At 60.1% G+C, this 13,809-nt stretch carries 18 protein-coding genes; 15 read left to right on the forward strand and 3 right to left on the reverse strand.

What is annotated here, in order from left to right:
• The 15 genes from A6D6_RS13610 (at position 1) to A6D6_RS13680 (ending at position 12,659) form a co-directional block, all read left to right on the forward strand.
• Positions 1–609: a class I SAM-dependent methyltransferase gene (locus tag A6D6_RS13610; RefSeq protein ID WP_201303790.1), complete on the forward strand. Its 609-nt coding sequence runs from the start codon at positions 1–3 to the stop codon at positions 607–609.
• On the forward strand, positions 606–929 hold the full coding sequence (locus tag A6D6_RS13615; protein ID WP_159661034.1) for a head-tail connector protein: 324 nt from the start codon (positions 606–608) through the stop codon (positions 927–929). Before A6D6_RS13610 ends, A6D6_RS13615 begins: the two co-directional genes overlap by 4 nt.
• The gene (locus A6D6_RS13620; RefSeq protein WP_159661035.1) at positions 929–1,285 is read left to right on the forward strand and encodes a head-tail adaptor protein; all 357 of its coding nucleotides are present in this window, start codon (positions 929–931) and stop codon (positions 1,283–1,285) included. Before A6D6_RS13615 ends, A6D6_RS13620 begins: the two co-directional genes overlap by 1 nt.
• A 1-nt stretch (position 1,286) precedes the next feature.
• Positions 1,287–1,760 (forward strand): HK97-gp10 family putative phage morphogenesis protein, encoded by a 474-nt coding sequence (locus A6D6_RS13625; protein WP_159661036.1) that lies wholly within the window; start codon positions 1,287–1,289, stop codon positions 1,758–1,760.
• Positions 1,757–2,128 (forward strand): DUF3168 domain-containing protein, encoded by a 372-nt coding sequence (locus A6D6_RS13630; RefSeq protein WP_201303791.1) that lies wholly within the window; start codon positions 1,757–1,759, stop codon positions 2,126–2,128. The genes A6D6_RS13625 and A6D6_RS13630 overlap by 4 nt, the downstream gene beginning before the upstream one ends.
• A gap of 146 nt (positions 2,129–2,274) precedes the next feature.
• Positions 2,275–2,757, forward strand: coding sequence for a phage tail tube protein (locus A6D6_RS13635; protein WP_159661037.1), 483 nt, complete (start codon positions 2,275–2,277; stop codon positions 2,755–2,757).
• 6 nt (positions 2,758–2,763) lie between these two features.
• The gene (locus tag A6D6_RS13640) at positions 2,764–3,093 is read left to right on the forward strand and encodes a phage tail assembly chaperone family protein, TAC (RefSeq protein ID WP_159661038.1); all 330 of its coding nucleotides are present in this window, start codon (positions 2,764–2,766) and stop codon (positions 3,091–3,093) included.
• Between the two features lie 29 nt (positions 3,094–3,122).
• Positions 3,123–3,416: a hypothetical protein gene (locus tag A6D6_RS13645; protein WP_159661039.1), complete on the forward strand. Its 294-nt coding sequence runs from the start codon at positions 3,123–3,125 to the stop codon at positions 3,414–3,416.
• A complete protein-coding gene (locus tag A6D6_RS13650) occupies positions 3,382–5,568 on the forward strand; it encodes a phage tail tape measure protein (RefSeq protein WP_159661040.1) in 2,187 nt (728 codons plus the stop codon). The genes A6D6_RS13645 and A6D6_RS13650 overlap by 35 nt, the downstream gene beginning before the upstream one ends.
• Positions 5,568–6,038 (forward strand): hypothetical protein, encoded by a 471-nt coding sequence (locus A6D6_RS13655; RefSeq protein WP_159661041.1) that lies wholly within the window; start codon positions 5,568–5,570, stop codon positions 6,036–6,038. The genes A6D6_RS13650 and A6D6_RS13655 overlap by 1 nt, the downstream gene beginning before the upstream one ends.
• Positions 6,039–6,530: a DUF1833 family protein gene (locus tag A6D6_RS13660; protein ID WP_159661042.1), complete on the forward strand. Its 492-nt coding sequence runs from the start codon at positions 6,039–6,041 to the stop codon at positions 6,528–6,530. It begins immediately after the preceding gene.
• Entirely contained in the window at positions 6,527–6,910 is a 384-nt protein-coding gene (locus A6D6_RS13665) for a hypothetical protein (RefSeq protein ID WP_159661043.1), read from the forward strand. Before A6D6_RS13660 ends, A6D6_RS13665 begins: the two co-directional genes overlap by 4 nt.
• Positions 6,903–9,887 (forward strand): host specificity factor TipJ family phage tail protein, encoded by a 2,985-nt coding sequence (locus A6D6_RS13670; protein ID WP_159661044.1) that lies wholly within the window; start codon positions 6,903–6,905, stop codon positions 9,885–9,887. Before A6D6_RS13665 ends, A6D6_RS13670 begins: the two co-directional genes overlap by 8 nt.
• A gap of 17 nt (positions 9,888–9,904) precedes the next feature.
• The gene (locus A6D6_RS13675) at positions 9,905–11,908 is read left to right on the forward strand and encodes a sialate O-acetylesterase (RefSeq protein WP_159661045.1); all 2,004 of its coding nucleotides are present in this window, start codon (positions 9,905–9,907) and stop codon (positions 11,906–11,908) included.
• Position 11,909: 1 nt separating this feature from the next.
• On the forward strand, positions 11,910–12,659 hold the full coding sequence (locus A6D6_RS13680; protein ID WP_159661046.1) for a hypothetical protein: 750 nt from the start codon (positions 11,910–11,912) through the stop codon (positions 12,657–12,659).
• A gap of 126 nt (positions 12,660–12,785) precedes the next feature.
• On the opposite strand, the gene A6D6_RS13685 is transcribed toward A6D6_RS13680, so the two are convergent.
• The 3 genes from A6D6_RS13685 to A6D6_RS13695 are packed head-to-tail and all read right to left on the reverse strand — an operon-like array spanning position 12,786 to position 13,769.
• On the reverse strand, positions 12,786–13,025 hold the full coding sequence (locus A6D6_RS13685; RefSeq protein WP_159661047.1) for a helix-turn-helix domain-containing protein: 240 nt from the start codon (positions 13,023–13,025) through the stop codon (positions 12,786–12,788).
• Positions 12,982–13,416, reverse strand: coding sequence for a hypothetical protein (locus A6D6_RS13690; protein ID WP_159661048.1), 435 nt, complete (start codon positions 13,414–13,416; stop codon positions 12,982–12,984). Before A6D6_RS13690 ends, A6D6_RS13685 begins: the two co-directional genes overlap by 44 nt.
• Positions 13,413–13,769, reverse strand: coding sequence for a hypothetical protein (locus A6D6_RS13695; protein ID WP_159661049.1), 357 nt, complete (start codon positions 13,767–13,769; stop codon positions 13,413–13,415). Before A6D6_RS13695 ends, A6D6_RS13690 begins: the two co-directional genes overlap by 4 nt.
• Positions 13,770–13,809: the final 40 nt, after the last annotated feature.

Below are 13,809 nucleotides of genomic sequence, written 5' to 3' on the forward strand. Positions count from 1 at the left end.
ATGAATCCAACGCCGAACTTTGGAGAGGCTACCCTGATTTGGTGGCCGGAATACGGTATGGGCCATCACCCGGCGGCGCCGATGAACTATGACGGCAGCTACTGGAGCGAATACCGGGAACGTGACGCCAGTGCCATGGGGGCGCAGTTGACTGCTGCTCGTGTAGATCTGGTGCGGCGACATTGGGCCGGTGAGGTCGTGGACGTTGGTATTGGCGGTGGCCGATTCGTTGAGGAAGTGGAAGGGCAAGGTTTTGACGTCAACCCTGAAGCCATCGCTTGGCTTAAAGCAGGTGATCGGTACCGCAATCCTTATCACGGTGTGGACGCGGTGACCTGCTGGGACAGTCTGGAACACATCGTGGACCCTGCCGCCCTGGTGGCGTCCGCGCGGCACTGGGTGTTCGTGTCCATGCCCATATACGCGAACGCGCAGGACTGTCTCCAATCGCGGCATTACAAGCCCTCGGAGCACCTCTGGTACTGGGAGCATGATGGTCTGATTCGTTGGTTCCAGCGCCTGGGATTCGAGTGCCGCGAGCACAACACCATGGAGTCGATACTCGGTCGCGATGGGATCCACTCCTACGCGTTTCGGAGAACGGCATGAGCGTGATCGATCTGGCGGACGCCAAAGCGTTCCTGGATGTCATCCATGACGCGGACGACGTCAAGCTGCAGCAACTGCTCGATGCGGCGGAAGACGAAGCGTTGCAGTTCATGGATCGGGACAGCTTTGGAGAGGTCTACCCCTGTGAAGAGGCGTCCAGTGAGCCGGCTAGCGAGCCTTTGGTGCTGCCGGATAGCGTCCGCATGGGTATTTACATCCTGCTCCAGGCGAACTACCAGGCCAGCCCCACGGACGCGGAGCAACTGCGCAAGGTGGCGGAAACCAAACTCATGCCGTACCGGTGCCGGTTGGGAATCTGATGCTGGCCTATCGCCTGATCCATGTCATCACGCTGCAGCGGCCCGTGCGTACGCGGGATCCGGTCACTGGTGGATCCGTGTTGGGGTGGGAGACCGTTACGTTCAACGACCGTGACCGGGTGCCGGCTGAAGTGTTGACCGGTCCTGGCCGTGAGCTGGTGGCGGCGCAGGCGCAACAGATCGAGACCACGGCGCGAATCAATCTGCGTTGGTTCCCTGTGGGCCACCGTGAGCTGTGCACCTGGCGCGCCTTATGGGATGGCCGGGTGTTCAATATCGAGAGCGCGGAAACCGATGCGACAGCGCGGCGCGAATGGCGCCTCACCTGCAGCGACGGTCTGACCGCCGGAGAGTGACATGGCGGACAACGTTGAATTCAGCATTACCGGGATAGAAGAGCTCTCCCGGAAGCTGACCAATATCCCTCTGCAGGTGAGCAAGAAACCAGGGCGGCGGGCCTTGGGTAAAGCGGTGAATGTGATTGCAAAGGCGGCGCGTCAGAATGCGCGGCGCGTGGATGATCCGGATACCGGACGTAAAATCAGCCAAAACATCGGGCGCCGATTCCGAAGCCGGCATTTCCGTCGTACCGGCGAGTTGAAGATCAGCGTCGGCGTGCTGTCGCGGCGCGGGAAGATCCCGAAAGGGAACCCGGACGAAGGGGCCAAGGGCAATACCCCGCATTGGCATCTGGTCGAGTTGGGTACCGCCGAAGCGCGGGCGCAACCGTTCCTGCGGCCTGCGTTGGCGGACAACATGAACGAGGCCATTGATGTGTTCGCGCGGAACCTGGACATCGAGCTGACCAAATTGGCGGAGCAGAACCAATGATGTTCGTGCCGATCTTCCAGCTCTGCTCAACGGACTCCGGAGTTACGGCGTTGCTTGGCTCCGGTGTCGATTGTCGGCTTTATCCGTTCGGGGAAGTGCCGGAGCCGCCGGTGCTGCCCTATGCCGTCTGGCAGCGGGTGACCGGCCTGCCGGAGAATTACCTGGGTGATCGGCCTGATGCCGAGTCCCACTCCATTCAGATCGACGTGTACGCCAATACGGCGACCGCCTCACGCGAGGTGGCGGACGCTATTGAATACGCCATCGAAACCCAGGCCCAGGTGGCCAGCTATCGCCCGGAACAGCGGGACCTGGACACCAAGCTGTACCGAGCCAGTTTCGATGTGGACTGGATTTTGAACCGTTAAAGCCGCTGCGCCTTACCGTCGTGAGACGTGGGGGTGTGGTGCACTTGTCTGGATGGCCCGCTTCGGCGGGCCTTTTTATTGGCCGTCGTGAGACGTTCCAAACCGCCTCGTCGTGAGACGCGGCATTCCCGTGATGGAGAGAACCTATGTCTGTGAAAACACAGGGCACTGAGCTCTATGTGATCGATCCGGACACCGATGAGGTGCTGAACGTCGGTTGTATCACCTCGATCGACGGCATCGATACGCCGGTCGATCAAATCGAAACCACCTGCCTGAATGAGTTGGCTCGGACCTATGTAGCCGGTCTGGCCTCTCCGGGCACGGCCACCTTTGCGATCAACACCGATCTCAGCGATTCGGTGCACGTTCGCCTCCATGAACTCAAGCGGGCTGGCGTTACGCTGTCCTGGGCCATTGGCTGGTCTGATGGTACCGGTACCGATCCCGCCTCCTTCGTCGATAGCAACGGCGAATCTGAGTTCGATCTCCCGGCCACCCGCTCCTGGTTGATCTTCCAGGGCTACATGTCCGGTTTCTCCTTCGCCTTCGCTCAGAACGCGGTGGTCACCTCCAGTGTGGGCATCCAGATCTCTGGCGACGTCATTCCTGTACCGGCAGGGAGCTAAACCGTCATGAACTTGAACGAACTCAAACAAGCCGGCGGCTTCGCCTCTGATCAGCTGGTAAAGCGGCAGATCACCTGGAAGAAATCTCCGGAAGACACCGTCACCTTCGAAGTCCATATCGCCAAGCCTTCCTACGGCGAAATGGAACGGATCATGGGCGAAGAGGGGCGCAGCAAGGGCGCGGCGATGATCGCACTGTGTGTGCGATTGGGAGAGCACGGCGATGAGCCGATTTCCTATGACCAGGCTTACGACATGCTGCCATCGCTGGTGGACGCCTTGACCAAGGTGGTGATCGAAGTCAACGGGATCAAGAAGGACGCCGCAAAAAACTAACGGCCGCCGACGAAGTGTGGCACGAGTTGGTGCTGCACGGCGTTGGCGGCCGAACCATCGCGGAAGCCAAGGAACGGCTCACCTATGAGGAAGCGCGCAGTTGGTTCGCCTACATCCAAAAGCGGGGTTCGCTGCATTTCGGGCGTCGCCTTGAGCAGATCATCGCTATGATCATGCCTGCCTGGGTCAAGGTTGCCGATCCCTACGCGCTGATGCCGCACGAATCCCGGCCTCAAGCGGATTCGGCGGATTTCCATACTCTCTCTCAGATGCTCCAAGGGGTGGCCCGTGGCAACGAGAAGTCTCGGAACACTGACGCTTGACCTCATCGCCCGCATGGGCGGCTTCAAGAAAGGCATGGATCAGGCGGACAGGGAAACTAAGAAGTTTTCCGACAATACTCGCAAGCGCAATAAAGAGATGGAATCCGGGTTCGCGCGTCTGACGGAGTCCGTCGGGCGTACTCGGCTGGCCATTGCTGCCATTGCTGGGGTCAGCGCCACCGTTTTCGCGGCAGTAGCGAAGAATACTTTGGATGCGGCCAATGAGGTCGCCCGGTTTAGCCAGGTCTCCAACGCCGGTTTCGAGGAGTTCCAGCGTTATGCCGAAGGTGGCCGGTTGCTGGGCATCCAACAGGACAAGCTCGCCGACATTTTCAAGGACACCACCGACAAAATCGGGGATTACCTGGAAACCGGTGGTGGCGCCATGGCGGACTTCTTCGACAATATAGCCTCTCGGGCTGGAGTGTCGGCGGAGCAGTTTCGCAACCTGTCCGGGCCGCAAGCGCTGGAGTTGTACGTCAAGACACTGGAAGAAGCCAATGTCGGCCAGAACCAGATGACGTTCTACATGGAGGCCATCGCCAGTGACGCCACCATGTTGCTGCCCTTGCTCAGGAACAACGCGGAAGGATTCCGGTTGCTCGGTGAGCGGGCGGAGCAGGTAGGTGCCGTCATGGATGAAGGTATCCTGTCGGCTGCTCAGGAATTGCAGGTTGCTTTGTTCTTGATGAATCAGAACGTTCGGGGCGTTCAGACCGAGATTGCCCGTAACTTGGCACCTACCATTATAAAACTCAATGGTCTTTTCACTGACCTCGCAGACAGTACAAATCTCGCGACTATTACGGGGAAAGGCTTTTCCGTTGTCCTGAAGGTGGTATCCACGGCAGGAATCACCATGGTCAATGTCTTTCAGAATATCGTGTCCGGCATTGGGGGACTCATAGGTGCGTTGTCACAGTTGGTACAAGGTAACGCGCAAGAAGCATGGGAAACTCTTAAGGCAATACCGGGTGAAATTGCCAATAACTGGCAAACAAACTGGTCGCGCATAAAGGACATCTGGGATGAGTCAGATGAGTCAGCTAAGCGTAGCCGGGAACAACTGTCCTCATACGCACAGTTCCTGAAGGATGCTCTTAAATCAATTGGTACTGGAGGTGGCTTCGGTGGTTCCTTCGGAAACCTGGAAGGAATTAAAAAGCAGGAAGAGGCCATGAAGGCCTACCAGGGCCTTCTAAAGGAGCTATTGACCGATGAGGAACGCACTAACGAGGTCATCCGAAACCGCCTGAACATACTCGAACAAGCAACGATCTCATCAGAGAAATACGGCGAGATTCTGCATAAGATCCTGAAACAGAGTGTTGGTGAGGCACCTGAGTTCAGCGGGTTGGACAGCTCGGTGCTGGGCATTTCCAACGAACTGGTCAAGCTGCAAGAATATTCCGATGAACTGGATAAATGGCGCGAGACCGAGCGCGAGCGCGTCCTGCAATTCCAGTCCGAATCCGAAGAAGACCATCAAGCCTATCGGGATCGCCTGGCTGAGATTGATGAGGAGTACAACCAGAAAGCCTCAGAGCTGGCAAAAAATCGGCAGCTTGTGGAACGCCAGATCATGCAGGAACAGCTGGGCAACGCGGCCAATCTGTTCGGCTCGATGGCAGACATAGCCAAGGTCTTTGCTGACGAGCAATCTGGCGTTTATAAAACCATGTTCGCGATCAGCAAGGCGTTCTCGATTGCTGAGTCCATCATGGCTATCAATACGGCTATCGCCAAAGCATCGGTTGCTGGCCCATTCCCGGCGAACCTGGCGGCCATGGCCACGGTAGCTTCCGCCACGGCGGGGCTAGTTGGCACCATCCAGAGTGTCCAGTTCTCGGGCATGGCCCACGACGGTCTCGATTTCATCCCCCAGGAAGGCACCTGGCTGCTGGATCGCGGCGAGCGTGTTGTTGACGCCCGCACCAACTCTGACCTGAAACAGTACCTCGACAAGCAGCGCGAAGAGCGGTCGGCGGGTATGGCCCCTGTCGTCAACCTCTTTGAAGACAAGCGTCGGGCGGGGCAGGTGGAGCGCGGCCAGGACGGCTCAATCACCGCGTTTGTATCTGACATTCGCGGCGGTGGGCCGATGAGTAAGGCCCTGGCGGCCACCTACGGACTGAAACGGCGGGGGGCGTAATGGCGGATCCGGTATTTCCACCACAGCTTCCCTGTGCACTGCGTGAGGGCTATGGCCTCAATCACGTTCAGCCGTTCGCCAGGACAGAGATGGTTACGGGCCGTGCGCGGCAGCGCCGCACGTTCACCAGTGTGCCATCAACGGTCCCCGTGTCCTGGATATTGACGGGGCCGGAAGCGCAGCTGTTTGAAGCGTGGTTCCGATACACGATCCAAGACGGCACGGCCTGGTTCACCGCTCAGATCAAGTCGCCGCTGGACGGCTGCGAACAGGTCAGCGGGTACCGCTGCCGGTTCACGGAGATGTATTCCGGCCCTGAGCTCGTTGGGCGATGTCACTGGCGCTTCCGGGCCAATCTGGAAATCTGGGAGCGCCCGATGCTGGCGCCAGGCTGGGAGCAATTCCCCGATTACATCCTGCGCGCTGACATCATCGACCTTGCGGTCAATCGTGAGTGGCCGGAGGCCTGAATGCCGTCACCGATTCTATCCACAGTCTACGCCTCGGCGCCGGCGGGGCAGGTCATTATCTATACATTGGACATCCGTGTTGCTGGGATGGACCCGATTTTGATTTGTAATGGGTTCGAGGATGTCACCGCGACCCTGGAGACTTCCGAGGAGGTCACGTTTGAAGCTGGCAATCTCAGTGTTGCGTTGCCCAAGCGTGACGATAGCGGGCAGCAGACGCTCCGGTTCGGACTGTGGAATGTCAACGGTCGAGCTCAAGAGGTTGTCTCCGCCGCGCTGGAATCTGGCGAAGAGGTGCCGATCCTATATCGTGAATTTCTGGCCTCGGACCTTTCTGTGCCAGCGGCTGGCCCGGTCCAGTTTGTAATGCTGGGTGGCCAGTTCGAGGGTCTCGAACTGCAGACCGAAGGCGGCTACTACGACATTTTGAACCAGGCGTATCCCCGCGAGCGGTACACCCAGCTCAACGCGCCCGGGATCCGGTATCTGTGATCGCCGACTACTTGCAAACCCGGTACCGCCGCCATGGGCGCGGGCCGGTGGAATATGACTGCTATGGCCTCGCCAGGGCAGTCCGTCACGAGATGTTTGGCCGACCGCTGATGCCAAGCTATGTCGAGGTGGTGCCGGACGACAAACGCATGCTGACCCGTGCCGCCTCTGACGCCCTGGATCACCACCTGAAGCCCTGCGATCCGAAGCCGGGCGCCATTGCCCTGGCGTGGCGTGGGCGCGTCTGTGTGCACGTCGGTGTGCTGGTGGTGGTCGATGGCCGCCGCTGGATCCTGGAAACCGATGAGGGCACCGGTCCCCAGCTTGTGCCGGCCCGTTCGTTCGCTGCCCGTTACCCGCGAGTGGAGTTCTATGATTAGGATTTTCGGTTCATTCAGCGCTGAGACGCCGGATGAGCAGTATGACGTTGCCGGTGTGACGCTCGGGGCCTGGATGCGGGAGAACGTGCCCGAGTACGATCCGGCGAAGCCGCAGCCGATCAGCGCGGAGATCAATGGTCGTATCGTCATGCCTGTGAGATGGGCCAGGACAAAAATCCGGCAGGGCGATGTTGTGGACCTGCGGGTGATGCCGGCGGGCCTGGAACAAATATTCCTGGGCTGGCAGGGGCGCGAGGCGTTCCGCGCCATTACCAACCTGTTGGTGCCCGACATCCCTGGTGCGCCGGCGCCTGGGCAGTCGCTGGAACTGGCGTCTCTCAAGGCGAACACCGCCCGGCTGGGATCGGTCGTGCCGGATGTGGCAGGGAGCTGCCGCCGATACCCGGATTATCTACTGCCGCCTCGACGGTATTTCACGGGGCCGCGCACCCAGCAGCTCGAAACTCTGATGTGCATCGGCATCGGTGATTACAGCGTCCCCACCAGTGAGATTCGGATTGGCGACACCCGCCTGGATGCGCTCGGCCAGGAGGCCGAATATCAGGTCTACGACGCCGGCGCCTATCTCGGTATCGACAGCGCGGCGGAATGGTGGCAACCGGTCACGGAGGTTGGCGGCACGTCCAGCGGCAGCGCGGGGCTGGATCTGGACTCCACCACGGCCTACACCGCCACCCCGACCGTCACTACGCTCGATTTCAACGGCGACCAGATCAGCACTACCGGTGCGCAGGTGTGGCCGGCGGATTGGGATGACACGCTGATCCTGCGCATCGAGCGGTTCAAGACCTATTCGTTCATCAACGGCAGCCCGCGCGGGGCACTCCAGGGCGACTTCTCCGACCTGCTGCCGATCAGCCCCGGCGACCGGATTGAGATCACAGGGCAGGGTGCCTCCGGCATCTACGTTGTGCACGCCTACAACGCCAACACGCCGGGCAGCGCGTCCACCTGTACCGGCAGCGCGCCGCCGTCCACGTTCGATTTCACCAGCGCGGCAGTCACGTTCCAGGTTGGCATCGGGCTGAATATCAGCTCGGTGACGCTCGACAACGACTACGTGGACATGCCAGGGCTGATCTCCGCGATCAATACCCAACTGATTCCCGGCACCGTCGAGGCAGAGGACGCCAGTGGCGTGGTGCGGTTCGTCGAGATCGGTCCGCCGTATGCCGGTAACCCGATTCAGTTGGGTGGCAGCTATTCCAGCGTGCTGGGCAGCTCTCCCACGTTCCAAACCGGTGTAGCTACCTCCGCCAGCGGCTCGCTGGAACTGAACATGCCCGGTGGTGCGCCGGTTACCAGTTTGCCAGGCCCCTGGCCGGGACAACTGGCCCTCGGTCTGGTCGGCATGCGTTACGACGTGGATTCCGTTGATAGCACCCTGCTGATCGTCCAGAGGCTCACCGAAGCGGGTGACGTGGACGCGGGTTGGAATGGGTTCTCTGTCGGCCAGTCCACCGAATTCAATATCACGGTGGACGAATCGACGGCGGAGAGCGGGTGGACAGGGCCGTTCGCTGCGTGCCCAGACGGTGAAACGACGACTGTTCTGGAAGTGGATCTGTTCTTTCCGCGCGGCCTGGTGCGGTTGCGCAGCGACGGCGACCAGGACGCCACGGACCAGCGAGTTGAATTTCAGTGGCGAGAGCAGGGCTCAACCGGGCCCTGGAACACCGTCGAATTTGTGTATGTGAACAACACCACCGATCAGATCGGATACACCGAGCGGATCAACCTCAGCGCGGCCATTCGCCCGGAAATCCGTGCGCGGCGGACCGGCGGTGGCGGCAGCTCCAAATTTATGAAGACCGTCCAGTGGTACGGCCTGAAAGCGCGCCTGACGGCGCCAAGCACTTATCCCTGGAAAACCCTAACGGTGAAACTCAAGGGGGCCACGAAGCTCAGCAGTCAGTCGGAAAACCAGATCAACGTCCTGGCAAACCGTATTCTGCCGACGGTGACTCCAACCGGCTGGGGCGTTCCGGCAGAAACCCGCTCCATCGGCGCCTTCTTCGGTTACATCGCTCGCTCAGTGGGCTACACGCTGCAGCAGATCGACATCGACCGGCTGTACGAACTGGATCAGTTCTGGGCAGCACGCGGTGAGTATTTCGACTACGTATTCGACGAGACCACCGTCAGGGATGCCATGGGCGTCTGCCTGAAGGCGGGCCTCGCATCGCTGACGCAGGAAGACGGCACGCTGGTGCCGGTGCGGGATGGCCCCCGGACGACGTTTGAGAGCGGCCAGGGCTTCAGCCCCCAGAACATGACTGGCCCGCTACGCCGCCAGTTCACGTCGCGCAGCCCGTCCGATGCCGACGGCGTCGATGTGGAGTTCGTCAACCGTGACAACAACTGGACGACGGAAACCATCGAATGCCGGTTGCCGGGGGACTTGGGCGTCAAGGCTGAGAAACTCAAGCTCGACGGCGTGACCGGCTACACCCAGGCGTGGCGTATCGGCATGCGCCGGCGGATGGAGATCGAATACCGCCGCTGGAACTACGAGTTCGGCACCGAACTGGAGGGGCTTAACGCCAGCTATCTGAGCTATGTGCCGCTACTCGATGACCTGCCTAAATACGGGCAATCGTCGCTGCTGGTGGACTTCACGGAGGACAGTTCCGGCGAGTTCACACTGCAGGTGACCGAACCCATGGACTGGTCCAGCGGCAGCCACGTAGTGGCCTGGCGCCGCGCCGACGGCACCGTCGCCGGCCCCTGGCCAGCCGAACCCGGACCAACCGATTACCACATCCTGGTCACCCCAGATGAGCCGCCGGAGATCAACTCCGGCATGGAGCCACCCCACGTTTATTTCGGCGACGTGGACCGCTGGTGCTTCCCCGCACTGATCACCGCCATCGAGCCCCAGGGCCTGGAAACCAGCATCACCGCCGTGAACTACGACGAGCGCGTCTACAACTACGACGACGCTCTGCCTGACTGATCTGTCGAGAGAGCCTTATGACGACATACAACACAGGGAACCCCCTGGGGTCGCCCGATCCCCGTGATTTGTACGACAACGCCGAAAACCTCGACGAGGCGGTCAACTCCGATGCGGAGACGTGGCAGGATCGGCTCGGAGTTACTCGGCCGACACTGAAGCGGCTGGAGCGGGATTTCCCCAATGCCGGTCTCGATGCAGATCGAGCTGAAGATGCCCGTGCTGGGGCTGAGACAGCTGAGCAGAGAGCGATCACTGAGGCGAGCCGGTCTGAATCTGCGGCAGATGCGGCCGAGCAGTTTGCGCTCGCTGCGCAGGCTGGCGCCGAGATTTATGGCACGGTAAATGAGGGCATGTCGGGTACCACGGATGGAGACTTTTTATTCGTGGCCGGCGCCGATGACCAGTTCATAGCCTTGTATCGCCACGATCCCGGAGATGTTGCCACGTTTATTTCTGCAGGACCCAGTGTCGGATATGTTCGACGTGTTGACTCTGATCTGCAAGAGATCCGGATACCACAATCAAAATACACTGGCGCCGGCATTTTGGTGCCCTTGTTCTCCGACGCGTCGGGCCGCGTGCTGATCGGAGTTGATAAGGCGGCGGGGACTGTCTTCGTCGCCGGCCAGATTGACGCGCAATCCGCAAAAATGTTGTCGCGGGAGGTGATGGGCGAGGGAGGGATGTCAGGTTATATTGGAGCGGGGCCGGTGTATCCCGTCCTGACCGACGCGTCGGGCCGCGTGCTGATCGGAGTTGAGCGTGATTCCGGGAATCTGATCGGGGCGTTTCCCAGTATAACGTCTCGCGGAAGCGCTCCCGATCTGCCCCTGGACGAACCTGTCGAGTCTCGCAGCGTAAACCAGATGCTGTTTTACGGTCAGTCTCTTTCTGTCGGTGCGGCCGCAGGATCAGTGATAAGCGCAGCTCAGCCCTATAACAACATTACATTTCAAGGTGGTCCACGAGCCTGGGATGGCGCCGACTGGGACTTTGGTCCGTTTAAGCCGCTTGTAGAGGATGATGTCTCTCCGGCCCCAGATGGCTCGACGAATCGCAAAGAAACACCGTGCTCGGGCGCCGCAAACTGCGCATCATCGATGCTGGCGCTGGACGGAATAGGGCCAACCGATCACGTCATACTATCGTCTACCGCCGGCCACGGCGGCTACCGGATCGATCAGCTCGAAAAAGGCGCTGCGTGGTACCCGAATCTGATGGGGCACATTTCCGGGGCTCACAATCTGGAAGCTGACCACGCTCTGCATGCCCTGTGCTGGATGCAGGGCGAGCAGGATGTTGTCGCGGGCACTGATGGAGCCCTCTACGAGTCCAAGCTGTCGCAGCTGCGCACTGATATTGAGTCAGATGCTCGGGGCATTACTGCTCAGATGTCGCCTGTTTATATGATCACATATCAACTGAGCTACGGTGCGACTACACACCCAGGCATTGCGTTAGCGCAGCTGTCGTTGGCTAACTCTGACCCGCATGTTTTTCTGTCAACGCCGACATACCACATCCCGCATGCGCCAGATGATGTGCATCTCACGGCAGTCGGCTATAAGTGGATTGGCGCGTATTTTGGTCGCGCGTACTCGCGGATCGTCGCCGGTTATCAGCCGCAGTGGATTAATCCAGTTTCTGCCACGATTCGTGGGTCACGGGTTCGCGTGCGTTTTAGTGTTCCAGTTCTTCCGCTGGTGTTAGATGTCGACCAGTTGGCACTCACGACGGATTTTGGGTTCCGCGTTTTAGATGATGGCGCCGGCGCAGCGATTGATTCTGTCAGTGTTGATGGGACCGACGTTCTAATTGATTTGGCAGCGCCTCCCGTGGGCGCGGTTGTCGTTCGCTACGGGCTGGACTATCTCGGTGCGGGCCTGTCCATCACAAACGGGGGATCGGGCAACCTGCGCGACAGTTCGGCAGATACTATCTCGATTGCGGGGCAAGACTATCCCCTGTGGAACGTATGCCCTCATTTTCAACTGTCTGCTGTGATACTCGGAGAGTGACATGAGCAACCTTTTTTTCCAGCTCCCCTTTGCTGTACCCAATTCCGCGCTACCCGTAATTCCATCGGGGGACATTGAACCGCTGACTCCGTATGAAATCGGCGCGGATGACCATTGGATTTTTGGTGACAGTGCAGCGTCACTAACCGGGCAAGTCTCCGGCCGGCAATTAACAGCGTTTGGCGATGCTCCATCGTTCTCATCTAACTATCTGACAATCCCGGGAGGGTCTGGGCAGGGGTTGGAATCGGGCATAGAGGAGATCGCAACACAGGCAGATACGATCTGCGCTGTTTTGAGAGTGACGCCTAACTCAGTAACGCAGCCGCTGTTCGGGGGGCTGGCTGACGGAACTGCAAACCACGGCGGAGGGCCATTTTTAGACTCTGTGGAGTCGAAAATTTGGCTGACGTATCGAGGCACAACGATCTCATCGACCGATACGGGAGATGCCCCAGTTCCCGGACAGTGGTTTTTCCTCGCTGTATCTCGAGATTTTACGTCGGGCATCAAGTCCGCGAGATCCCTAATGGGGGGCAGCTACGTTTTTGAGACTGCGGGCACTGGCACTTACTCGCCGACTGTCGCGCCGCGCAGCATCGCGCTCGGCAACCCGTATCTCAGTGCTAACAATGCGCCGCTAGACTGTGCCGAGTTCATCGTCCTGCCGAGATCGATGGATGACGGTGAGTTGCAGGCGCTGTATGCGCGGCGTCAGGCCGTCATGGCGGCTCGGGGCATAGCGATTTAGAGCCGGCGCGTAGTCCAGACAGATAGTCGCTGGCGGCGTGGGGGAGCAGCCGGCACCGGCATGCACAGAGTACCAAACCGGCTGGCTGTGTCTGTAGGAGATCGCCGCCGCGTTGTAAGCCGGGAATTACGAGATCGGGGGCAGCCCATGCTCCCGCGCAGCAGCGGCGAGCAGGGCGGTCAGGGGCGGGTCTATGGGCTTGCCGGTCTGTCGACTGATGCCGGACTCCCACTGCTGATACGTCCTAAATGACGCGCCCAGCGCGTCGGCTGCTGCACGCTGGCTCAGGCCCATGCGTGCCCGCCACTGCGCGAGAGCGGTATCAGGCGCGGCCTGGGGCATGGCTGTGGCCTCCACCGTGCTCATCCTCGATCTGGACCTCTGCAATCAGATCCTCTGCCACCGCATCTGGCGCACCGCCGCGCTGCCGGTGGGCGTTGTACCAGCCGACGATCAGCCCGGCTACGCTGTCCTCTGGCGAGTCCCGAAACATCTCCACCGGCAGACCGCTGGCGTCACAGATCCGTTCAATCACGCCCCAGTCAAAGCTCACCCCGCCATCGGCGTCCCGCGCCAGGCGCAGGTCGGCGAACTCCATGTCATCGGGGATGGCCACCTTCGTTATCTGCTGCTGCATATCTCTCTCCACGGCTTCGACAATCCAGTCCGTCAGCTTCATGCCGGCGGCCCGGCTGGCGCGTACCCAGCGCCCCTTAAGGGTTTTGGGCACGCGCAGATGGATCAGGGCGTCCGTCATGACTTCTCTGCCGGCACCCAAGCCCAAGTGTCGTCCTCTTTAAGCCCCAGCGCCTCTGCCTCAAGAGGCGTTACGGCGCAGCGGTGGCCGTCGATCATGACGACAATGAAACGTGCAGAGCCAGGGGTCGTCTTTTCCGCAGCTGCCAGCCGCTCAGAAACGGGCACAATGGCGCTGTCGGCGAGATCCTCTCTTGCTTTGTCGAGTCCACAATCAGTCAGTACGCCCCCGACGGCGGGCACAGCTGCAATCACATTCCGATCAACAAACTTCAGCGGGGAGCCAGCAATTTCGGCGAGCTTCTGGGCGTGAATCTCGGCCGCGTTGGCGCGGCGTTCTTCGCGAGTTGCCATGTCATCATCTCCTGTTGTTTGGGTCTGCCTGTTCGGCAGC

The sequence above is a fragment of the Alcanivorax xiamenensis genome (genome assembly GCF_009846745.1).
GTDB classification, from domain to species: Bacteria; Pseudomonadota; Gammaproteobacteria; order Pseudomonadales; family Alcanivoracaceae; genus Alloalcanivorax; species Alloalcanivorax xiamenensis.